Here is a 23,437-nt window from a genome sequence, read left to right as displayed (position 1 = left end):
GACTATTCCATATAGATTTAGAGAATAAAAAGGCACCGAATGATAATCGGTCAATCAAATTTCATGTAAACCAATGGACAAAATTCATTCCTTATTAGTCCGCATCTTGATCAACATTCACATTATATTAATCTATTTTACATCTTAATTCGACTGTCACTCTTAATGGTCTAAAAATATTTTTCTTGTCCATACTAGTGATTAAATGTGATATTACTAGATTAAGGGTAAAGGAATGGATAACGTTGAAAAAAGCTATTCTTTACATGATAAGGCCGTTGGAACCTAATGAGCAATTTACAAGGCAGGAGTGGATGATGAACGAATATAATAATACGTTCAACATCCAAATCATTAAGAAGTTTTCAGACATTGGCTATCCCGCAAGTAATTTAAAACGCCCAGCTTTACAGGAAATGATTAAATTTATGATGAATAGTAATGAAAAAATAGATCTCATTTATTTTTATGGAATTGAACAATTTGAAAAAGATTTGATACGGATTAAGTACGTTGAGCCAACCATAAGAAACTATATCCAGGAGATTTTATATATAGAGGATTCACTCAAGAAGGAAAAAGCTATAAAAAAGTGGGAAACGAGTTAACGTACAATCTATTAAAAAAACAACTTCGAAAATCTTCCAAATTAAGCGACAATACATACTATATCTGTTACGATATAAGTAGTTATCATTTTTTTCTTAGGAGGTATGAGATGGCTTTTACGGGAGGAACAGACGGTCCAAGAGGTCCAAATGTAAAACAGTTAAAAAAGATGAAAAGACTCGGTAGTCGCTCGGGTATTTTTATCGGGTTTTTAGTTGTGCTGCTCATTATTGTTGGACTTGGGTTAAATTGGGTTACCGAATACATATGGATGGATTCGTTAGATTTCGCTTCTGTGTTTACCACTATATTAAGTATTAAGGTTATGCTTGGAGCTATAGGATTTGTATTGTTCGCAATTATTACCTATATTACCCTATTTTGGATAAGACGAACTTATTTTTCACATTTTTCCGTTCATCAGCTCCCACCATTTTTACAAAGTGGGAAAACATTAAACTTAATTATTCTTGCAGGTGCGTTATTTGTTGGCTTAATTGGAAGTACAACGGTACAAGGACTTGGTTGGGAACCAGCGCTTAAAATAATGAATTTTGTACCATTCGGTGAGACGGATCCATTCTTTAATCGTGATATTTCATTTTATATGTACGTCCTACCATTCATGAAATTTGTAGTTAATCTGTTATTAAGTTTAAGTATGTTTGTATTAATAGTTGAAATCGGTGCTTATTCAGTTTTTCATATTTATCGTATGAATAAATCTGCCCAGACACATTTATCTGTAACGGTATTAATTGTAGGGGTGCTGTTGGCACTAACTCATCTGTTAGAACCGTTTGATACGCTACTAACAAATCGAGTCAATTTATTTCAGCATAGTGTTGTACACGGTCTTAGCTTTACTGATCGTTTGATTAATATTCCAGTCTCTTACATTCTTGCGGCATTTTCCGTTATTGCTGCTATTTGGATTATTATTACTTTAAGTAAAGGAAGAATCCAAAAAGTTATTTTGCCAATAGCTATCTATTTTGGAATCATTCTATTGGGGCAAGCTGCATCATTTGTCGTTCAGCAATTTGTTGTTTCTCCAAATGAGTTTACTAGAGAGGCGCCGTACTTGGAACATAATCTGAATTTTACTAGAGCGGCATACGACTTAGAAGGAATGGAAGAAAAAGAACACCCAGGTAATGTGGAATCATTAAGCAAAGATTTAATTGAGCGAAACCAACTTACAATTGATAATGTAAGAATTAATGATTCAAGACCACTTTTAGATGTCTATAATCAACTACAAACATTCCGTACGTATTACCAATTTAATGATGTCGATATTGACCGTTATGAGATTGATGGAAAGTATCAGCAAGTATTCATCGGGGCTAGGGAATTGAATACGGCTGATTTACCAGAGCAAGCACAAACTTGGGTGAACCAAAACCTACGTTATACGCATGGTTATGGGATTACGATGAGTCAAGTGAATGATGTAACTTCTCAAGGTCAACCACAGTATTTAGTTAGAAATTTACCACCTCAAGGTGAGTTAGATATTGAAAGACCGCAAATTTATTTTGGTGAAGAAGATTATAAGAGTGTTATAGTCGATACAGAAGTAGACGAATTCGATTATCCAGCCGGTGAAGAGAATGTATCCACTCGCTATGAAGAAGAGGCGGGAATCCCATTAACTGGTCTAAATCGTTTACTATTTGCTATTGATGAAGGATCTATCCGTATTCTTGTATCTGGCCAAATTAATAGTGATAGTAAATTGCTACAAACACGTAACATTATGGAACGTGTAGAACGTATTGCTCCGTTTTTCGAGTATGACAGTGATCCATATGTTTTCGTACGTGATGATGGAAGTCTTGCATGGATGTTAGATGCCTATCTAACAGAAGAAGGATATCCATATGCAGAGAACTTTGATGGAAGAAACAATTACATTAAAAACCCTGTTAAAGTTGTAGTAGATGCTTACACAGGAGAAACAAACTTTTATATCATCGATCCGGAGGAACCACTGGTACGGACTTATCAAAATATGTTCCCGAACTTGTTCACTACAGAAATACCTGAAGATGTACGCAGTCATTTCCGTTATCCCGAGCAACTATTTAAGATTGAATCTGCGATGTATGGAACCTATCATATGACAAATCTTGAACTATTCTATAATAGAGAAGATTATTGGCAGTTTCCAACTGAAAAATATTATAATGAAGATATCGAAATGGAACCTTACTATACGACAATGAAACTCCCTGAATATGATGAGGAAGAATTCATCCTTATGGTACCTTATACTCCAAGAAACAGGCAAAATATGATTGCTTGGATGGGGGTTCGAAATGATGGCGAGCACTACGGTGAAAAAATTGTTTACAAGTTCCCTAAACAAGAAAACGTTTATGGACCACAACAAATTGAAAACCGAATAAACCAAGATAGTGTCATCTCTCAGGAGTTAAACTTATGGTCACAAGGTGGATCATCAGTAATTCGCGGAAACTTATTCGCGTTACCGTTAGAGGATACGATTCTTTATGTCGAACCAATCTACATCGAATCTTCTAACGAGACTTCTCTTCCTGAAGTAAAACAAGTCGTTGTCGCATATGGTGATCATATTGCAATGGAAGCGACGTTTGATGAAGCATTAGAGAAAATTTTAGATCGTGTAGAAAAGGGAATTAAACCAGAGGAAGTTCCAGGTGCTGAAGATACAGCTGAGGGAACAGACGAAGGAGCTACAGAGGAAGGGCAACAGGGACAGCCGGATACGGATCCAATTCTAAATGCGGATGAAGTACTTGGCGAAGTGTCTGATCTATTCAATCAATATCAAAAAGCATTATCTGACGGAGACTGGCAAAAAGCCGGTGAAATCATGAGTCAGCTTGAACAAAGATTGAAATAAATAGTTTTTATACGACCATCAAATTAATGTAGATTTGGTGGTCGTTATTATTTTACATTAAATGAAATTGAATTTTCTATAATAAAAGAACGCGTTCGCTTATACAGGAATGCGTTCTTTTCATAATTTTTCGCAGGTTAACCGGCTGTAAGACCCCCACTAATTGAAGTTCCACTTTATGAGGTTGCTGGCATCTAAAGTCATACTTAGGAAAGGAAAAGAATATACATAGATATGATATGGGATTCATTTCAATACAAAATATGGAAAGTACGTACCTAGCATTTTGTTTGACAACTAAACAAAAAGAAAGTATGTTAAGTTTAAGAGGTTTTTAGATTTGGAAATCATTGTAGTGAAAGATAACCTTATTTAATAAACTACAACAAGATTAAATCTCCTGAAAGGGAAAATGAGGTGAATGGAGTGACTGAGATGTTAGATAAAAACCGTCGTTTAGGTGAAACATTAAAAAATATGGGCCGTGTAATGGTTGCGTTTTCTGGTGGTGTTGATAGTGCAGTTGTTTTAAAGCGTGCTCAACAAGAACTTGGGAATGACAATGTACTAGCAGTTGTGGTAAATTCCGAGCTATTCCGTGATTCAGAGTTTGATGCTGCAGTTGCATTTGCAGAGGATATGGGTGTTCGTGTTCATAAGACAGAAATAAAGGAATTAGAAGATTCACGAATTGTTGCGAATAATCCAGATAGCTGGTATTACAGTAAAAAATTATTGTATACGCATTTAAATAAACTAGCGAAAGAAATGGATTTCCCATATGTTTTAGATGGTATGATCATGGACGACGAAGAAGATTTCCGTCCTGGTTTGAAAGCAAGAACAGAAGAAGGTATTCGAAGTGTGCTTCAAGAAGCAAATATGTATAAAACGGACGTCCGTGCATTAGCGAAGGAATTAGATCTTCCAGTTTGGAATAAACTAGCATCTTGTAGTCTAGCATCTAGATTCCCTTATGGAACAACATTAAATAAAAAAATTGTTAATCAAGTAAATGAAGCAGAACTTTATCTTAAAGGCACTGGTTTTGATGAAGTTCGTGTTCGTTACCATGACAATGTTGCACGTATCGAAGTGGCAGCAGATAAAATCGTTTCCTTATTGGAGAAGCGTGAGCAAATCCAACATAAATTAGTCTCATTAGGATTTGATTATGTTACTTGTGATCTTAGAGGATATCGTACTGGTAGTATGAATGAAGTATTATCAGAAGCTACTAACGAGCAACTTGCAGCAAATGCCTAATAAGCTTAAATGGGCAATCCATGATAGCAGTTTTTAATCTCAACTTAAGATTAAAAACTGCTTTTTTGGATGGACTGGACAAGCAATTAATTGATTTGAAATTAGAAAATATGGGTATGCTTTTGACAGTTAATACATAAAGGAGTTTTAAGAATGAAACTATTATATTTTGATTGTTTTTCAGGTATGAGTGGAGATATGACGATAGGTGCATTACTAGATGCTGGGGGGGATTTTTCATATCTGGAATCTGAACTCAAGAAATTGAACTTTGCTGATGAGTATGAATTGAAGATGACTAAGGTGGTGAAAAATGGAATTACAGGTACTAAATTTGATGTCGTGTTAAAAAATAAAGAACAACATCATCACCATTCACATGAACATACACATAACCATGAACATTCTCATGACCACGGACACCATCATTCACATGGTGAGGGGGATCATCACCATACACATGCACATCATCACAATCATGTCCATGCTCATGATCATTCCCACGACCATAATCATGGACACCATCATCACGACCATCGATCTTATCGTGATATTGTTAGTATGATTTCAGAATCAGATTTATCGGAAAAGGTAAAGGATACGTCTTTAAGGATATTTAAAAAAATTGGTGAGGCCGAGGGGAAAATTCATGGAATGCCACTAGAAACAGTTCATTTCCATGAGGTAGGAGCAGTGGATTCCATCATTGATATTGTAGGTACTGCCATTTTATTGGAGCAGCTTGAAATTGATGAAATTATATCTTCTCCAATTCCTACTGGTTTTGGAAAAATTCATATTGACCACGGAATTTATCCGGTACCTGCACCAGCAACTTTAGAAATTTTACGTGGTGTTCCTATCGCAAATAGTGAAATTCAAGCTGAACTGACTACTCCTACAGGTGCTGCAATTGCCGCTGAATTGGCTGAGGATTTCTGTACCTTCCCTTCCATGAAGGTAGATGAAGTTGGTTATGGAGCTGGAACGAAAACCTTCCCTAATCATCCGAATGTGTTACGAATTATAATTGGGGAAAAATGAAGGAAGATAACTATATTTACGGGAAGGAAAAAGGAATCATGGAAGATATTTTACGTAAGGTGCAAGAAGGATCAATAAGTATTGAAGAAGCAAAGAATAAACTCGCTTCGTATGAGGATTTGGGTTTTGCGAAAGTGGATCATCATCGTAAGAAGCGTCAAGGGATTCCAGAGGTTATTTATGGGGAAGGAAAGACAGTAGAACAAATTATTTCCATTTTGGAAGCGATAAAGGCTAAGGAAAATGATGTGCTAATAACGAGAATCTCAGAAGAAAAAGCAAAGCAAATCTTGGAGGTTCATCCAGAGTTCACCTTTGAAAAATTAGCGCAGATTTTGTATTGGAAATCCACTAAAAATACTAATGAAAATAGTGATGGATATATAGCGATACTCTGTGCGGGAACTTCTGATCTAAAAGTAGCAGAAGAAGCTGCGGTGACAGCGGAAGTGATGGGATGCAATGTTCGGAGATTTTACGATGTTGGAGTTGCAGGGATTCATCGTTTACTAGACCAAGCGAAAGAAATTCAACAGGCTACAGTTTCTGTCGTTATTGCAGGAATGGAAGGGGCGTTGCCAAGTGTTGTCGGTGGACTAGTTTCTCATCCTGTTATAGCGGTTCCTACAAGTGTTGGTTATGGTGCTAATTTTAAAGGACTTTCAGCATTGTTAACCATGCTGAATTCCTGTGCCAGCGGAATTAGTGTTGTGAACATTGATAATGGTTTCGGTGGGGCATATAATGCGGTATTAATAGACAGATTAGCAAGAAAAGGCTAGAAAGGGGATATTCTAAAAGTTGGAAATTAAACACCCTCCAAACAATGAACATATCGATCGAAATATGGTGAAAGTGGAAGTTAACCTTGATGATACGTCAGGTGAATTGCTTGGCTATGTGATGGACCTATTATTTGCAGCAGGGGCTAACGATGTTTTTTACACGCCAATCTATATGAAAAAAAATCGACCGGGTGTATTGCTGCAACTTCTTTGCTCTACTAGTAAAGTAGAAAAAATGAAGGAGATTTTACTTCGAGAAACGACAACCTTAGGAATACGTTATTATCCTATAACCGTTCATCGTATGCAAAGAAGATTTATTAAGGTAGAAACTGACTGGGGCAAAGTCACCGTAAAACAAGGAATCTCAAACGGCGAAGTATTCCAAAGCTCCCCAGAATATGAAGAATGTAAAACAATTGCTGAAAAACATCAAATACCATTAAAAAAAGTGTATGAAGAGATATGGAAGGTGTTATAAACGAAAAGGCTAGAGATTGCGATAAGCAATTTTCTCTAGCTTTTTTTCTTTGTAATCGATTGGATTTTATAAAGCCATTGTAAAATTTGCTAAAAAGTGCGAAAATATTCCTAATAAAAAAGGGATTTTGCAACTCTTTGACGAAATAATAACCAATTACGTAATAAGAGGAGGGTCAAATGAAAGAGCTAAGTAAATAGGTAATAAATAAGGGAAAGTTTTATACTATGATAAAATCTTGGGGGATATTTTAAAATGAAACTAGTAAGCAAGTTAATTTACATAATGGTTACCATTTTGTTATTAGTCGCATGCTCTAATAGTGAAGATTCCAATGAAACTGCAACAGATAGTAAATCAGAAACAACAAATCAAGATGAAGTAATCAAAATTGCTATGAGTACAGAAATAGATAATTTAGATCCTTATATTTCAGCCGCAACAGACACACAATCCATGATGGACAATGTGTTTGATGGATTACTAGATACAGATGAAAGTGGAAAATTAATTGCAGCAATTGCTGATTCCTATGATATTTCAGATGATGGCTTAACCTATACGTTTACATTAAAAGAAGGAGTAACATTTCATGATGGTTCTGAATTAACTGCAGAGGATGTACTCTATTCTTATAAACGATTAAGTGGACTAAACGGAGAAGAAGCTTTATCTTCCCAATTTGAAAAAATAGAAAAAATAGAAGCCCCATCAGACCATGAAGTAGTAATTACATTAAAAGAAAAAAATTCTGCATTTTTAGCTGCGAATGTTCGTCCCATTTTACCCGCAGATTATGAAGAACAGAGTACGAGCCCTATAGGTGCCGGTCCATTTAAGTTTCAAGAATATGAGGTTGGACAAAAATTAATATTAGTAAAAAACGAAGATTATTATGACAAAGAAAATATACCAGAAATAGATGAAGTTCAGTTTATTGTGATGCCAGATTCAGAGGCTGCTGTTTTAGCGATGCAGTCAGGAGAAATTGATATAATTCCAGGGATCACTCCTCAGGGATTACTTCAGCTAGGAGATTCTGTAAATACAGTATCTGGACCACAAAATATGGTTCAATTAATGGCTTTAAATCATGAAGTGAGACCTTTAAATGATGTACGAGTTCGCCAAGCTATTAATCTAGCGATAGATAAAGATGTGATTATCGAAACAGTGGCAGATGGAAAAGGAACAAAACTAGGATCGAATTTTAGCCCTGCGATGGATTTTTATTATGAAGCTGGATTAGAAGATGTGTATGCCCCAAATATAGAAGAAGCAAAGTCTCTATTACAAGAGGCCGGGGTTCCGGATGGCTTTACGTTAGAATTAACGGTACCATCTGATTATCAATTTCACGTTGATACGGCACAAGTGATTGTGGAACAATTGAGTCAAATTGGTATTGAAGTAAAGATTAAACCAATCGAATTTAGTTCTTGGTTAGAGACGGTTTATCAAAATGCACAATATGAAGCAACTGTTGTTTCCTTTACAGGGAAATTAGATCCGTATGAAGTACTTGTTCGATATGTAAGTGATTATCAATCTAATTTTATTAATTACGAGAATAAAAAGTACGATGAACTAATTGAAATGGCTGTTGAATCGACAGACGTGGAAGAGATGGCAAAGTATTATAAAGAAGCACAACGCTTATTAACAGAGGATGCGGTGAGTGTATTTATTATGGACCCGGATCGTACAATTGCTCTTCGAAGTGATTTAGTAGGGTTAAAAATGTACCCAATCCAAAAGTTTAACTTAGAAGATTTAAAATCCACTAATGAGTAGTTTTATTATGTGAAACAGTATCATAATTCCAACATACTGTTCACATTTTAGTAAGGAGACTGAAACGATGAGATATTTTCTATATAAACTATCAAGCTTTATTACTACGATAATCATTGTTTCTATGATGATCTTTTTCGTTTTTCAACTACTACCTGGTAATCCTGCGCAAATTATTTTAGGAATCGATGCAGATCCTAATCAAGTAGCGCAGTTAGAGAAACAACTGGGATTAGATCGTTCCTCAGCTGAAAGATATATGGATTGGGTAGCGGGCCTTTTACAGGGGGATTTGGGAGAATCTTTACGATATCAGCTGCCTGTAAGTGATATATTGATAGAGCGAATACCGGTAACTGCCTCGCTCGCCATCCTTTCTATAATTCTTACTGTTGTAATCGGGGTACCATTAGGAATCTTTATAGCTCATTCTGATGGAAAAAGGGTTTCTATCTTTTTAAATGTGTTGACTCAACTCGGAATATCCATTCCATCTTTTTGGTTTGGATTTATTCTCATTTTAGCTTTTAGTGTGACACTACAATTATTTCCAACTTATGGGTATGTCCCGTGGTCAGAAGACTTCTTAGGTGCTTTACGCTCATTTTTCTTACCATCATTTGCGATTGCGGTTGGAAATATTGCTATAGTCATTCGCTACTTACGAAATACAATATTAGATCAATCAAAAATGGATTATGTCCGAACCGCAAGAGTGAAAGGACTAAAGGAACATTCTATTTTATACGGTCATATTTTAAGAAATTCACTAATACCGGTATTAACTATTATGGGATTGCTTGTAGCAGATACGCTTGGTGGTAGTATTATCATTGAAAATGTATTTTCCCTACCAGGTCTTGGTAATTTACTAATTCAATCCATCACATCACGGGATTTCCCATTAGTCCAGTCGATGGTATTATACATTGCAATCATCGTTCTTCTCATAAATTTCATCGTAGATATATTATACAAGGTTATCGATCCAAGAATTCGACTTAAGGGGTGATTACAATTGGAGAAAGCGAAGAGTATTCCATTTTATATTGGCGTTGGATTAATTGTATTTTTACTGTCAGTAATGGTTATTAGTATTTTTTATACCCCGTATGATCCGAATGCCATGGATTCCGCTAATCGCTTGGCTGCGCCTTCGATGGAACACCCTTTTGGTACAGATAACTTCGGTAGAGATATTTTATCTCGAATTATGGAAGGTTCACAGACCGCTTTCATCATTGGGGTTTCATCAGTTACAATTGGATTAATAATTGGCTTTCTATTAGGGGCCATCGGAGGATATTTCGGAGGCTGGATAGATGAAGTGATTAGTAGATTTATAGATGCGATGCTTGCTTTTCCTGGGATTCTTCTTGCTATTATGTTGATTGCAGTATTTAGTACGGGAATGATGAACACCATTATCGCCTTAGGAATGATGAGCATCCCATCTTTTGCTAGAATTACAAGAAGCAGTTTCATTCAATATAAAGAATATGACTTTGTGAAAGCCAGCATCGCTAAAGGAGCGAGTTCCCTACGAATCATCTTTCAACATATTTTACCAAATGCAATCTCTCCAATTTTAGTTGCTGTAGCATTAAGTTTCTCTGGAGCGGTTTTATCTGAATCTGGATTAAGTTATCTGGGGTTAGGAGTACAACCACCTGATCCTAGTTGGGGACGGATGTTAAAAGAAGCGCAAGCCTATATTGCGTCAGCTCCTTGGTATGTTATTTTAACAGGATTAGCGATTACATTTTTAGTTTTAGGCTTTAATTTACTTGCAGATGGTTTACGGGATAAACAGGATAAAAAAGCATAGCTATACTATTGGATTAGGAGGATAAAGCATTGAGTGCACCCATACTAACTGTGGAGAATATGGACGTTTCCTTTAAAATTGCTAGTGAAAATTACAAGGCTTTAGAAAATATAACATTTTCTGTTTATCCAAATGAAGTTGTTGGGATTGTCGGTGAATCCGGTTGTGGAAAAAGCCTAACATCCCAAGCAATCTTAGGAATTTTACCTAAAAATGCAATAGTAGAACAAGGAAAGATGAAATATAAACATGTGGATTTAAGGGAATTAAAAGATAAAGATTGGCGCAAGATTCGTGGAAAGAATATATCAATGATTTTTCAAGAACCTATGACTGCTTTAAATCCCTTAGTTACAGTGGGGAAACAAATATCAGAAGGATTAAAAGTACACACTTCCTATTCAAAGGATGAGATGAAAAAACGAACGATTCAAATGATGGAAAAAGTTGGATTACCTCGAGCGAAGGAATTGTACAAAGCATATCCTCATCAATTATCTGGTGGGATGCAACAACGTGTTGTGATTGCTATTGCTCTAATCGCTGAGCCTGATCTTATAATCGCTGACGAACCTACAACCGCACTTGACGTGACAATTCAAGCTCAAATTTTAGCTTTATTTAGAAAAATAAAATATGAGCGGAAATCATCGATGATATTTATATCTCATGACTGGGGAGTCATACGGAATATTTGTGATCGTGTACTCGTAATGTATGCTGGGCATATCGTTGAAGAAGGAACCTTATCGGAAATATTAAACAATCCAAAACACCCCTATACAAAAGCATTAATTCAAGCTATACCAGACCATAGAAAACGTGGTATAGAGTTATTTACCATTCCGGGGAAAGTCCCTTCTTTACAAGATAGAAAAAGAGATGTATGTCCTTTTGCGGATCGTTGTTCCCATCGCTTTGATGCTTGTGATAAGGAAGTCCCGAAAATAGAACGAATAGAAGGTACGCATGCAGCTAAATGCCATCTCTATACAAAGGAGGCGGGCTTACATCGTGACTACACCAATCATTGAAGTAGAAGATCTGCATAAATTCTTTAAACAAGCACGAAAAAACTCGTTAGATAAAAATAAGTATGTTAGAGCTGTTAATGAAGTGAGTTTTTCCTTATGTGAGGGTGAATCGTTTGGTCTTGTTGGTGAAAGTGGATCCGGTAAATCAACGCTTGGTCAAGTCATTCTTCAATTGATCAAACAAACTTCTGGGACGGTAAAGTATAGGGGAAAGAATGTATCTTCATTTACAAAAAAGGAATTAAAAGCATGGAGAAGGCAGGTGCAAATTGTTTTCCAAAATCCATATGCATCGCTTAATCCAAAAAAGTCTATTGGCTGGACGGTAGAAGAGCCATTACATATTCACAAAATTGGGGATCGCGTGTTTCGCAGGCAGAGGGCAATCGAGGTTCTGGAAGAGGTAGGACTGGATCATTCCTTTATGGATCGCTATCCCCATGAATTAAGTGGTGGTCAGAGACAACGGATTGCAATTGCAACTGCCATTATTTTAGAACCGGAATTTATTGTAATTGATGAAGGGGTGTCAGCGTTGGATGTTTCGGTTCAAGCGCAAATTTTAAACCTACTAAAAAAACTTCAAAGAAAATACAAACTGACATATTTATTTATATCACACGATTTGAATGTCGTTCAGTATTTTTGTAATCGAATTGCTGTTATGTATTTAGGAGAAATCATAGAAATTGGCAAGACGGTAGAGTTAGGAAGCAGCCCAAAACATCCATACACCAAAGGATTATTCTCCTCTATTTTATCAATAGAGGAAGCAGATGAATTAAAACTATTGGAAGGTGATTTACATAGATTTTCAAATGATATAGAGGCTTGTCCATTTCACGATAGATGCAAGTTTGCGATGGACATTTGTCAAAGCGTTAAGCCTAAACGGCAAAAAGTAGGTAATTATCATGAGGTAGGTTGTCATTTGTATGATATTAAAAATGAAAATAAAGAGTCGATTTTAAAAGTGAATTAATCGGTGCACAGTTAAGGGGACCTTTTAGCATAGCTGAATAAGAAATTAAGCCGCTTGCGAAAAGCTTAGCGAATACCTTCCTTTATTAAAAATTTAGCTGGCAAGATTACTTTTTAGTAACGCCAAGCATCGAAATAAGGGCGACTAAGTTTCAGGTGGAGTTAAAACTCCACCTGAACCAAGTCTTCTTCATGTCGAATAACCTATTTTGCTTAAATGGATTGGAGCATTTCCCCGGAAATAAAATAAAATTATAAGCTTCTGTCGAATTATTTCCCGAGAAATAACTTTTGTGTCGATTCATAGCGCAATAGGAAGATAAGACATCTTTGATTTAACGACGCTCTACAAGTATAATAAAATTGACTATTAACACATATTACTAAAAAGAGAAGTAACCTATTAGTTTGAACGGAGGAATTAGACTTGAGTTGGGAAGCAAATTACGAAAAATGGAAACAATTTTCTGGATTGGACAAGGAATTAAAACAACAATTAGAGAGCATTGCAAACGACCCAAAACAGTTGGAAGAACATTTTTATAAAACGTTAGAATTTGGAACTGGTGGTATTCGTGGGGAACTTGGACCAGGTACCAACCGTATGAACATCTATTCCATTAGAAAAGCGACAGAAGGATTAGCCCAGTACATAGAAAGCCACGGGGAAGAAGCGAAAAAACGTGGAGTTGCGATTAGCTATGACTGTCGCTTTAAATCCCCTGAATTTGCGATGGAAGCGGCAAAAACGTTAGGGAAACACGGAATACATACATATGTTTTTGAATCGTTAAGATCAACACCTGAATTATCTTTTGCAGTTAGATATTTGCATGCATTTAGTGGAATTGTCATCACGGCTAGCCACAATCCTCCAGAATATAATGGGTATAAAGTGTATGGAGAAGACGGCGCTCAAGTAACACCTGAAGTGGCGGAAGAAATTATTGAAAAAGTAAACGGAGTAGAAAATGAATTAGCAGTTGAAGTTGGGGACGAAGAACAACTAAAGGCGGCTGGTCTTATTAATATAATTGGCGAAACGCTAGATCGCGCTTATTTAGAACAATTAAAAACGGTTAATCTTAACCCAGAAGTTATTAAACAAGTAGCAGATGACTTCAAAATTGTTTACACTCCATTACATGGAACAGGAAATATACCTGTACGCAAAGGACTAGAAGCAATTGGATTTAAGCATGTCCAAGTGGTAGAAGAGCAGGAACTTCCTGATTCTAGTTTTTCAACTGTAAAATCTCCTAACCCTGAGGAGCATGCAGCATTTGAATTGGCAATCCAATATGGTGAGAAGATGAATGCTGACATTTTACTAGGGACAGATCCAGACACAGATCGTGTTGGGGTAGCTGTTCGTAATGAACAAGGTGAATATCAAGTATTGACTGGTAATCAAGTTGGAGCATTATTACTGCACTATTTAATTACAGAACAGAAAAAACAAGGAACATTAGAATCTAATGCAACAGTTCTTAAAACAATCGTAACATCCGAAATTGGTCGAGATATTGCAGCAGTACACGGATTAGATACGATTGATACGTTAACAGGATTTAAATTTATCGGTGAGAAAATTAGAGAATTTGAACAATCAGAAGAAAGAAGCTTCTTATTCGGTTATGAAGAAAGTTACGGTTACCTCGTAAAACCTTTTGCACGTGACAAAGATGCGGTACAAGCTTGTATGCTTATTGCAGAGGTTGCAGCTTACTATAAGACGAAAGACATGACATTATATGAAGGGCTTTTAGAAGTATTTGAACAATATGGTTATTACCGTGAAGGGTTGGAGTCGTTAACATTAAAAGGAAAAGATGGAGTGGAACAAATCAACGCTATTTTAACAGCTTTTCGTAGTAACCCACCAAAAGAAATGGCTAGTAAAACCGTAGTGGAAATCGAGGATTATCAATCTAGCAAGCGTCAATTAGTGAATGACGACAAAGAAGAAACGATACAACTACCAAAATCGAATGTACTAAAATATAAACTAGAAGACGGTTCATGGTTCTGCCTACGTCCATCCGGTACGGAACCGAAAATTAAATTCTACTTTGGCGTGAAAGATAATACATTAAGAGCTAGTGAAAATAAACTAGAGGAACTCCGAAATGCTGTTATGGCAAAAGTAGAAGAAATAAATAACTAAAACTAAAGGTAGTTGACTGTATAAGAGTCAACTACCTTTATGCCATTATTCATCAATATTTATAAATTTCCTTTTCGAGTTTTTCTTCGGTATTGTCACTTTTAAAAGTCCATTATGAAAAGATGCTTTTGTTTCTTTTTCGGGAATATCGAAAGGAACTGAAATTACTCGTTCCTTATTTTGGAAGGATTCTTCATGACGATAATAAGACTCTTCTTCATTCTTTTCAGAAAAACTTCTTTTATCTTCCACACCAATTTTTAATTGATTCCCTACTATCTCTAATTTAATTTGATTACGATTAACCCCGGGTAATTCTGCAAGTACAATGATTTCATTTTCTGTTTCTTTTACATCAATAGGAAATGAATTATGATTAAAATTCTTTTGAAGATGTTTAAACGATTCATTAAACATGGTATCTAATTTTCGCACGAAATTACGAAGTGGTGCCATATCCACATCGAATCCATCAGGAAAATTCCCCTTTTTCATATCCAAATGCTCCTTTCCCTCTCCTTATTATTAAATAAATTAATATCGAATTATTATTAATATATGCATGTTTTTAATAGAAAGTTTGGGTATTAGCTGATAAGTGGTCACACGAGCCAAGGGGCGTTTATAAAAGACTTTAATTGACATTTTCATCACGTTCTTATGGTTAAAGGCAGGAAAAAAAATAAATATGTCGAATTATTAGAGAATATATAACTACTTTGAGTAGGAGGGAAGTTTTGTGGAAGCAGTAGTAGATATCCAAAATGTTTCATGGAAAAGACAAGGGAAATCAGTCCTCTCTAATATAAATTGGAAGGTAGAAAGGCGAGAACATTGGGCGATATTAGGCCTCAATGGTTCCGGAAAAACAACATTACTTAATATGATTAATGGTTATATATGGCCGACGACTGGTACTATTTCTGTTTTAGGACAAACTTTTGGGAAGACAGATTTAAGGGAATTAAGAAAATCCATTGGATGGGTCAGTTCCTCTCTTGGTGAGCGAATAAAGGGATCCTCGCTAGTTGAAGAAATCGTGGTTAGCGGAAAGTTCTCATCCATTGGTTTATACGATGCCTTCACGGAAGCGGATAGGATAAAGGCTTTAGAAATTATGGAGAAGCTTGGTTGTAGTCAACTAGTAGGACGAACTTATCAAACTTGTTCCCAAGGTGAGAAACAAAAAGTATTGATTGCTAGAGGGTTAATGGGATCACCTGAATTGCTTATTCTAGATGAGCCAACAAATGGTCTTGATTTTCTTTCGAGAGAAGATTTACTTCGAACGGTAAATCAGTTAGCTAGGCAAGAAAATGCTCCTACCATACTATTTGTAACACATCATGTGGAAGAAATTTTACCTGCTTTTTCTAAAACATTATTATTACAAGAAGGTACGGTTTACAATCAAGGCTGGACGAAAGAAATAATTACGGCAGATACTTTATCCGAATTCTTTTCTACTTCTGTTGAGACGGAATGGAAATCCAACAGGGCTTGGATGTCTTTACGGTAGTTTGATTGAATAAAACAATTGCTTTTATATTTCAACGAAGAATGGAGTATTCATATGTTTGATTTGACGTTAATGGAATGGTTACTAGTTATACTATGTGCTATTTTAATAGGTTTATCTAAATCAGGGTTGCCGAATCTCGTTATTTTAGTAATAACGCTACTAATGTTAGTTTTCCCAGCAAAAGAATCTGTTGGTATTTTACTTCCTATGTTATTAATTGGGGATGGATTTGCCATTATTTATTATCGAAGAAGCGTCATCTGGAAGCATTTAATATCGCTTATACCTTGGGTTGTAGTCGGTATTGGGATTGGCTATTTTGTTTTAGATGTTATTAATAGTGCGCAATTGGAACCATTAATAGGATTCCTAGTTTTATCCATCATTGCTTTACATGTATGGAAAGATAAATTAGGCGAGCGATTTAATGAGATGTTACCTAAATCGAAATCTTTTACCGGTGTTATGGGGATTTTAGGTGGCTTCACAACGATGATTGGAAACGCTGCCGGCGGGATAATGACGGTTTATTTACTTGTAAAGGGTTTACCGAAACAGGAGTTTATTGGAACTGCCGCATGGTTTTTCTTTATTGTTAATTTAATCAAATTCCCATTTTATTTTCATTTAGGTCTTGTTAACCAAGAGTCACTTACATTTAATTTATGGTTGGCTGTACCGATTATTATAGGTGCGCTAATTGGGGTAAAATTATTACCGCATATTCCACAAAAGGTTTTCCAAGTGTTAGTTTTAACTTTAGCAGCAATTGGTGGATTAAAACTATTAATCTAAAGTAAAAAATGATTGAATTACAGATTTTATCTACGCGGCGTTACTAAACTCCCGCCTCTACAGGCGGGAGTTTAGTAACGCCAAGTTTCGAAATAAGGGCGACTAAGTTTCAGGTGGAGTTAAAACTCCACCTGAACCAAGTCTTCTTTAAGGTAATACTAAAGTCGTTGTTCTCCATTATGGGTGCAACGGCTTTTTTGGCTTAGTAGCGAATGCCACGTTTCTTACTAATGAAGTAAAAAAATTGTCATCTAATTTCAATCTAATTTTAATATAATATCAGTCAATCGTCCTTCATTTAATGGTATGATAAGTAATAGACAAAATCTGACAAAAAGGGTGATAAAGCTTGTCGAAAGGGATATTGAGAATTGTAATCATGCTAGTATTCCTCTTTACTATAGGAAACTATCAAACTATTTATGCGGCTGAACAAAATGAAGTGGATGTCATCATAGGTTATGAAAATGAAACAGGAAAAGAATTAATCTTGGAACAAAGTACGAATGTAGAATATGCCTTTCAACATATCTCAGCCTTGTCAGTAACGGTAGAAGAAGAAAACATAGCTGAACTTCAGGATAATCCGAATATTTCTTATGTTAGAGAGAATAAGCCGTTTGAATTATCGATAAATAATCAACAGGTAACAAAGGTGCCTCTTGAAAATGATATACAAGAAACTGAGTATTGGAATATCGATTTAATAGGGGCTGAAAAGGCGTGGCTAGAAGGATATACTGGTAAAGGTATAAAGGTTGCGATTATTGATACTGGAATTTCTAATCATTCGGAACTAACGATAGTTGGTGGTGTATCGACTGTTGAATATACAGAAAGCTTTCAGGATGATCATGGGCATGGGACACATGTTGCTGGTGTAATCGCTGGAAAACGTAATGATACTGGTATTGTTGGGGTTTCACCAGATGCTAAATTATACGCGATTAAAGCACTTGATGAAAATGGAGAAGGAAATTTAAGTGATGTGCTTGAAGGCATAGAATGGGCAATTAACAATGGCATGGACATTATTAATCTATCATTTGGAATGGACGAAATAGATTCATCTTTAGAAGAAATGGTGAATAAAGCATATGAAGCCGGTATTTTAATTGTCGGTGCAAGTGGGAATAACGGACGAGCCAATTCAGTTATGTATCCGGCAAAATATGAGAATGTTATTGGTGTATCTGCAGTTGATGGGCGGTTAAATATTGCTTCTTTCTCCTCCACGGGGGCAGAAGTTGAATTCTCAGCGCCAGGTTATAATATTATTAGTACGTTTATAAATGGGTCATATGGTGTAGCTAGTGGAACATCCCAAGCGGCTCCACATGTTGCCGGGATGCTAGCATTATTAAAAGAAAAATACCCAGCGTTTACTCATGTAGAACTTCGAAAAAAGCTTGTTGAATATGTTCAAGATTTAGGAGATAACGGAAAAGACTCCCTGTATGGCCATGGATTTATTACGTATTTCCCTGATGACCAAACAGCTCCAAGTGAAGTGTCCAATCTAGAAATCGTTGATGTAAATGAAAACTCCGCTCAGATTCATTGGGAAATCCCGACCGAAGAAGATTTTGAAAAAGTGGACATTTATCTTGATGATGAATGGCTAGACACGGTATCGATTTATGAAGAGCCCACTTATAAATTGGAACAGCTTGAGGCTGATAAAGAGTACAATCTATTATTAATTTCGAAAGATCGTCTGGGGAATGAATCGCTGGGGGTTCGCGAGATTATAAAAACTACGACAGTTTTAAAAGAAGAACCAAAACAAGAAACGAAATATAAGGAAGAAAAGAGAACTACTAACCCCGAAGAAGGACCGGAATTAAATGATTCTGTTGTAGAAAACGATATGGATTTAATTCCTTTTAACAAGTCTAGTAAGGAAGAAACTTTAATTTCTTATGATACTAATGAAAATAATTCAACTAAGACGAAGATTAATCGTGAACCTTCAGAAGAAAAATTACAGATTGAGAATAATGAAGAAACTAAAGAAGTAGATAAACCTGATGATAAAAAAGAGAAAACGGAAGACAAAGAAAAGAAAGAAGAATTAATTGCTTCTTCCGAGGAGAGTAATGACAAAGAAATAACGAAGCAAGACCATTCCACTCTAAATCAAGATGTAGATAATGGGCCTAAGGAAGTGGAGAAAAATCAAGAGGATGAAATAGGATTTTTTGAAAAAATAACAGGTTTCTTTGTTACTATTTTCGTCTCTTTCTTTAATTGGTTAAGTAACTTGTTTGGGTAATGAACATAAAAAAGATTGCTAATAAGTAAATTAGCAATCTTTTTTATATAATTTCGTTTTTGTTTGGTCAGACTAAGTACTAAAAAGGGGAAATTAGATGGAACTTATCCAGAGATATGTTTCCAAGGAATTAACACATTTTGTTGGACGGCATAAACCGGAACAAGAACGATTTAACTTACTAATGGACATTATAAAGAGTGGTTGGCTTTTACATAAAGATATTGGTGAAAACATAAAAATCAATCCGAATGCCCACGGTCTAGAGGATATTGTTATACCTGGAATTACTTGTTTTGCTGATATTCCGATAAATGATTTATCTCTCCATATGGAAAAATATAGTAACTTTGGTCTAGCTTTTAAAAAGGATATTCTTGTGGAAAAAGGTGCCAATCCAGTTTATTATCTTGCTACAAATGGATTAATTGGAGAATCGAGTGGTTTTGCTAGAGAAATGTATTTTAAGGAAAACGTAAAAAGTTATTTTTCATTGATGAAGGATATAAAGAAAATACTTAAAGAACAGGGAATAGGGATGGAACATGTTCAAAACTTGGAAAGACTTGATTCCTTTTTAATTAAACATATCTTTGCTTACTTCAAACCATTTGATGCATCTAAAACTGATGCAGATGAGGATAATTATTATTTAGAAAGAGAATGGAGGATTGTCGGCGATGTCCAATTCAATATAGACGACATTACAAGAATATTGATACCGGAACGATACGGGAAAAAGCTAAGAGAAATGCTTCCTAATTATTATGGTCAGATATCCTTTACAGAGTAAAAAAGTCGGCACCTATGAAATAAGGGTGCCGATTGCTCCTGCATACGAACCCTTTTCCAGAAAAATTGGTTCATATTGCATCATACTTTGGAATCCACTTAGTACTTCTTTCAAAGGTTTATTTCCATTTAACGTACTTCCTACAAATACTATCTTTTCAACACCTAAGATCCTAGCCGCTTGACTTGCTAAGGAAATAATTGTTTCTCCGATTAGTCGAATAAGTGCAGCTATATGATCTTCCGCTCTTGCTTGCATGTTAAAGTGGGCTTTTCCAAAGTTAGCTGCTGTAAGATCTCCTGGGATGGGTGGCTCATCGGGTGCATAAATATCACGAACTAATAAATCGCTTTTTTGACTTGAGCCTTTTTCAGCGAGACTTACAAGATGTTGATAATCCCTTCTTCCTGTAATGATAGAGCCTAGTCCCATTAGTGTTCCGCCGCCAATCCCACTCCCAAGCAGCCGATGAGATGCCTCTTCGGTTACGTGAAAAATGGATGTACCTGTTCCAAGGCTAACGAGAATAAAATCATCTTGGAAGCTTGGAATTTCCCGCTTTACTAGAAAACGTGCCCCTCTTGTTACTGCTTCAAATTCTTCTATGTATACACATTGTTGCATGGTTTGTTCTTTAATGGAGGTGCTTTTTCCGCCGGTTATGTAGAGTGAGGCGTTGGGGTTAAGCAATGTTAACCATTGGATCAAGTTTTTTGATTCATCATTTCCGTATGTTTTTACATGGAATTTACCTTGTTCTTCATAAGCTATTTTGATCAAGGAACCCCCCGCATCAATCCCAATTTTATTTGTCATAGGAATATTCCTTTCTATTGCAAATTTATTTTTTGAAAGTCTGAATAAGTGCAACTTGCACCCCATTTAGCTCAATAGGTAATGTTAAGTTTTCTAATACTCTATCATATGCAAAGTATTTTGACAATTATCTGAACTGTTCTCTAGTTTGGCTTGTTTTGATAAATTCATTAAAATGAAGATAAGGAAATTATGAAACCTTTCGTCGGATGAATCCGTATAAAGAATAAATTAAAAATAATTAAGGTTTTAATAGGAGATGAACCATTTGAGGACATTTGTTCTATTTATCATACAATCGATTTCATCTTTCGCCATGATGATTGGAATATGGCTTCTTAGTTTTTTAGCATTGGAGCAAACATTTCTTCTTTCCACTGTATATGCCTTCATTAGTGGAGGATTAACGTTTTTAACTGTTAAGGGAGTTTCAAATAGACGTTTTGTAAAGAAAAATGGTTTGACTCGTAGGGAATATAAATATATTGAAAGAAACTTAAAAGAAGCGAAAGATAAGATTTCCCGTTTGCAACGAGCTTTAATGAATGTCCGCAGCATCCAACATGCGAAACGGAACATCGAAATGATTCGTACCGTTCGAAAAATATATTCCAATACCAAAAAAGAGCCGAAGCGGTTTTATAAGGCTGAGGGATTCTTTTATGAACGTTTGGATTCGTTAGTAGAGCTTGCGGAAAAATATTCATTTCTCTCCTCTCAACCCGCTAAATCAAGAGAAATGACAATATCATTGCGTGAGACAGAATCGACATTAACTAGTTTGAATGATTCCGTAAAAAAAGATCTATATATTATGTTGAATGATGATGTAGATACTTTACATTTTGAATTGGACGTAGCTAAAAACTCCATTAATCGCATGAAGAAAAATAATAGGGGGATTTATTAAATGAACGAATCAAAACGCTCGGAAGAAATAGATGATTTACTTGCTAATCCATTTGCAACACACGATGAATCCACGATGGGTATAGCAGAAACAAATGAGAATATATCGAAGAAGATGATTGACGGATTACATGAGCTGGACAAGCAAAAGGCTTATGAAATTGCAAAACAAATTGATCATAAATCTCCAGACTCTGTTATAACTTACGGGACGAATGCTCAGGCAAAATTACATGACTTCTCTCATTCGATGCTAGAACATGTGGATAATAATGATGTACAAGAGATTGGTGGCATTTTAAAAGATTTAATGAAGAGATTAGAGTCTATTAATCCGGATGAATTAAAAATAGAAAAACGTGGTTTCTTATCGAGAATGTTTGGTAAGATCTCCAGTTCTGTTAATGAAATCCTTTCAAAATATCAAAAAACAGGAGCACAAATTGACCGGATAAGTGTAAAACTGGATCGAAACAAAAATGCACTTATGAAGGATAATCAACTATTACAACAATTGTTTGATAAAAATCGAGATTTCTATGATGCGTTAAATATCTATATTGCGGCTGGAGAAGTGAAGATTCAGGAACTAGAAACAAAAGTGATTCCAGAGTTAAAACGAGATGCAGAACGTACTCAAAGTCAAATGGATGTACAAGAAGTAAATGATACGATTCAATTTGTGGAGCGCCTCGATAAACGTATTCATGATTTGAAATTAAGTAGACAAATTACGATGCAAAGCGCTCCACAAATTCGTCTTATTCAAAACACGAATCAGGCATTAGTTGAAAAAATTCAATCATCCGTTTTGACCGCTATTCCATTATGGAAAAATCAAATCGCAATTTCTCTAACGTTACTACGACAACGAAATGCTGTGGAAGCACAAAAACAAGTGGCACAGACTACGAATGATTTGCTCGCGAAAAATGCCGAAATGTTAAAAACAAATACGATAGAATCTGCAAAGGAAAATGAACGCGGATTGATTGATATTGAAACATTAAAGAAAACCCAAGAAGATCTCGTTTCGACGATTGAAGAAACATTACAAATCCAATCAGAAGGACGCCAAAAGCGTAAACAAGCCGAAATAGAGCTACAAAACATGGAGAATGAATTAAAACAGAAGTTATTAGAGTTAAAATAAAAAAGGGAAGAGGGGCTGGAGCCGAGCAAGGCTTCAGTACCTCTTTTTTTATTTGATAATACCGGAATTTTGGGATTTTGTGAATAGCTTTGTTGTTTATACTAGACAAGAAAATTAAAAATACCTTATAATTTTACGTATACTACAAACATTCGCACAGTGTTGTAGTTTTTTGTTGGAAGATAAGAATGTATAAACATCCTTATTCAGCATAAGTAAGTTCAACTTGGGTATTCGCTAAAGCTTGATAGCGAATGCAAAGTTTTAATTCAAAAGGATCATATTTTCTTTC

General features: G+C 35.6%; 20 protein-coding genes. 18 read left to right on the top strand and 2 right to left on the bottom strand.

The genetic code is table 11. The features are described 5' to 3' along the window. The first annotated feature begins 245 nt into the window (after nucleotides 1-245). The 12 genes from A9178_RS06125 (at nucleotide 246) to A9178_RS06070 (ending at nucleotide 14,882) form a co-directional block, all read left to right on the top strand. Nucleotides 246-608 carry a recombinase family protein gene (locus A9178_RS06125; RefSeq protein WP_068673375.1) on the top strand — a complete coding sequence of 121 codons (363 nt, stop codon included), beginning with the start codon at nucleotides 246-248 and terminating at the stop codon, nucleotides 606-608. 110 nt (nucleotides 609-718) lie between these two features. Beyond that, a complete protein-coding gene (locus tag A9178_RS06120) occupies nucleotides 719-3,502 on the top strand; it encodes a UPF0182 family membrane protein (protein ID WP_068673373.1) in 2,784 nt (927 codons plus the stop codon). A gap of 435 nt (nucleotides 3,503-3,937) precedes the next feature. Next, entirely contained in the window at nucleotides 3,938-4,768 is an 831-nt protein-coding gene (gene larE, locus A9178_RS06115; RefSeq protein ID WP_082918108.1) for an ATP-dependent sacrificial sulfur transferase LarE, read from the top strand. Nucleotides 4,769-4,921: 153 nt separating this feature from the next. Then, entirely contained in the window at nucleotides 4,922-5,812 is an 891-nt protein-coding gene (gene larC, locus A9178_RS06110) for a nickel pincer cofactor biosynthesis protein LarC (protein ID WP_068673369.1), read from the top strand. 35 nt (nucleotides 5,813-5,847) lie between these two features. Further along, entirely contained in the window at nucleotides 5,848-6,594 is a 747-nt protein-coding gene (gene larB / locus A9178_RS06105) for a nickel pincer cofactor biosynthesis protein LarB (protein ID WP_068673639.1), read from the top strand. 19 nt (nucleotides 6,595-6,613) lie between these two features. After that, the gene (gene larC2 / locus A9178_RS06100; RefSeq protein WP_082918107.1) at nucleotides 6,614-7,078 is read left to right on the top strand and encodes a nickel pincer cofactor biosynthesis protein LarC2; all 465 of its coding nucleotides are present in this window, start codon (nucleotides 6,614-6,616) and stop codon (nucleotides 7,076-7,078) included. 255 nt (nucleotides 7,079-7,333) lie between these two features. After that, entirely contained in the window at nucleotides 7,334-8,872 is a 1,539-nt protein-coding gene (locus A9178_RS06095) for an ABC transporter substrate-binding protein (protein ID WP_068673367.1), read from the top strand. Nucleotides 8,873-8,939: 67 nt separating this feature from the next. Beyond that, nucleotides 8,940-9,884: an ABC transporter permease gene (locus A9178_RS06090; RefSeq protein WP_068673365.1), complete on the top strand. Its 945-nt coding sequence runs from the start codon at nucleotides 8,940-8,942 to the stop codon at nucleotides 9,882-9,884. 6 nt (nucleotides 9,885-9,890) lie between these two features. Continuing rightward, nucleotides 9,891-10,700: an ABC transporter permease gene (locus A9178_RS06085; RefSeq protein ID WP_068673363.1), complete on the top strand. Its 810-nt coding sequence runs from the start codon at nucleotides 9,891-9,893 to the stop codon at nucleotides 10,698-10,700. A 29-nt stretch (nucleotides 10,701-10,729) separates the two neighbouring features. Beyond that, the gene (locus tag A9178_RS06080) at nucleotides 10,730-11,734 is read left to right on the top strand and encodes an ABC transporter ATP-binding protein (protein WP_068673361.1); all 1,005 of its coding nucleotides are present in this window, start codon (nucleotides 10,730-10,732) and stop codon (nucleotides 11,732-11,734) included. Further along, nucleotides 11,715-12,716, top strand: a complete 1,002-nt coding sequence (locus tag A9178_RS06075; RefSeq protein ID WP_068673358.1) for an ABC transporter ATP-binding protein — start codon at nucleotides 11,715-11,717, stop codon at nucleotides 12,714-12,716. The genes A9178_RS06080 and A9178_RS06075 overlap by 20 nt, the downstream gene beginning before the upstream one ends. A 426-nt stretch (nucleotides 12,717-13,142) precedes the next feature. After that, nucleotides 13,143-14,882, top strand: a complete 1,740-nt coding sequence (locus A9178_RS06070) for a phospho-sugar mutase (RefSeq protein WP_068673357.1) — start codon at nucleotides 13,143-13,145, stop codon at nucleotides 14,880-14,882. A gap of 45 nt (nucleotides 14,883-14,927) precedes the next feature. On the opposite strand, the gene A9178_RS06065 is transcribed toward A9178_RS06070, so the two are convergent. Beyond that, entirely contained in the window at nucleotides 14,928-15,377 is a 450-nt protein-coding gene (locus A9178_RS06065) for an Hsp20/alpha crystallin family protein (RefSeq protein WP_068673355.1), read from the bottom strand. A gap of 244 nt (nucleotides 15,378-15,621) precedes the next feature. Between A9178_RS06065 and A9178_RS06060 the strand changes: the two genes are divergently transcribed. From A9178_RS06060 to A9178_RS06045, 4 genes are all read left to right on the top strand, one after another. After that, nucleotides 15,622-16,401, top strand: coding sequence for an ABC transporter ATP-binding protein (locus A9178_RS06060; RefSeq protein WP_068673353.1), 780 nt, complete (start codon nucleotides 15,622-15,624; stop codon nucleotides 16,399-16,401). A gap of 54 nt (nucleotides 16,402-16,455) precedes the next feature. Then, nucleotides 16,456-17,199 (top strand): sulfite exporter TauE/SafE family protein, encoded by a 744-nt coding sequence (locus A9178_RS06055; protein WP_068673351.1) that lies wholly within the window; start codon nucleotides 16,456-16,458, stop codon nucleotides 17,197-17,199. A 349-nt stretch (nucleotides 17,200-17,548) separates the two neighbouring features. Next, nucleotides 17,549-19,474 carry a S8 family serine peptidase gene (locus tag A9178_RS06050; protein WP_068673348.1) on the top strand — a complete coding sequence of 642 codons (1,926 nt, stop codon included), beginning with the start codon at nucleotides 17,549-17,551 and terminating at the stop codon, nucleotides 19,472-19,474. A 97-nt stretch (nucleotides 19,475-19,571) separates the two neighbouring features. Further along, nucleotides 19,572-20,267: an abortive infection system antitoxin AbiGi family protein gene (locus A9178_RS06045; RefSeq protein WP_068673346.1), complete on the top strand. Its 696-nt coding sequence runs from the start codon at nucleotides 19,572-19,574 to the stop codon at nucleotides 20,265-20,267. Between the two features lie 12 nt (nucleotides 20,268-20,279). Here A9178_RS06045 and coaW read toward each other — a convergent pair whose 3' ends face one another. Beyond that, complete coding sequence (gene coaW / locus A9178_RS06040) at nucleotides 20,280-21,083, bottom strand: type II pantothenate kinase (protein WP_068673635.1); 804 nt, start codon at nucleotides 21,081-21,083, stop codon at nucleotides 20,280-20,282. Between the two features lie 268 nt (nucleotides 21,084-21,351). Between coaW and A9178_RS18915 the strand changes: the two genes are divergently transcribed. Continuing rightward, entirely contained in the window at nucleotides 21,352-21,993 is a 642-nt protein-coding gene (locus A9178_RS18915; RefSeq protein ID WP_068673344.1) for a 5-bromo-4-chloroindolyl phosphate hydrolysis family protein, read from the top strand. Further along, entirely contained in the window at nucleotides 21,994-23,145 is a 1,152-nt protein-coding gene (locus A9178_RS18910; protein ID WP_068673342.1) for a toxic anion resistance protein, read from the top strand. It begins immediately after the preceding gene. Nucleotides 23,146-23,437 lie beyond the last annotated feature (292 nt).

Source organism: Oceanobacillus sp. Castelsardo (assembly GCF_001659985.1).
Taxonomy (GTDB): Bacteria; Bacillota; Bacilli; order Bacillales; family Amphibacillaceae; genus Oceanobacillus.
Note: the sequence above shows the minus strand (reverse complement) of the source record. Positions and strands in the feature narration are given on the sequence as shown.

What these genes read in the sequence shown, in the direction of transcription:
- A9178_RS06120 (WP_068673373.1), top strand. Translation starts at nt 719, where the DNA reads ATGGCTTTTACGGGAGGAACAGACGGTCCAAGAGGTCCAAATGTAAAA.
- larE (WP_082918108.1), top strand. Translation starts at nt 3,938, where the DNA reads ATGTTAGATAAAAACCGTCGTTTAGGTGAAACATTAAAAAATATGGGC.
- larC (WP_068673369.1), top strand. Translation starts at nt 4,922, where the DNA reads ATGAAACTATTATATTTTGATTGTTTTTCAGGTATGAGTGGAGATATG.
- A9178_RS06095 (WP_068673367.1), top strand. Translation starts at nt 7,334, where the DNA reads ATGAAACTAGTAAGCAAGTTAATTTACATAATGGTTACCATTTTGTTA.
- A9178_RS06090 (WP_068673365.1), top strand. Translation starts at nt 8,940, where the DNA reads ATGAGATATTTTCTATATAAACTATCAAGCTTTATTACTACGATAATC.
- A9178_RS06065 (WP_068673355.1), bottom strand. Translation starts at nt 15,377, where the DNA reads ATGAAAAAGGGGAATTTTCCTGATGGATTCGATGTGGATATGGCACCA.
- A9178_RS06055 (WP_068673351.1), top strand. Translation starts at nt 16,456, where the DNA reads ATGTTTGATTTGACGTTAATGGAATGGTTACTAGTTATACTATGTGCT.
- A9178_RS06045 (WP_068673346.1), top strand. Translation starts at nt 19,572, where the DNA reads ATGGAACTTATCCAGAGATATGTTTCCAAGGAATTAACACATTTTGTT.
- coaW (WP_068673635.1), bottom strand. Translation starts at nt 21,083, where the DNA reads ATGACAAATAAAATTGGGATTGATGCGGGGGGTTCCTTGATCAAAATA.
- A9178_RS18910 (WP_068673342.1), top strand. Translation starts at nt 21,994, where the DNA reads ATGAACGAATCAAAACGCTCGGAAGAAATAGATGATTTACTTGCTAAT.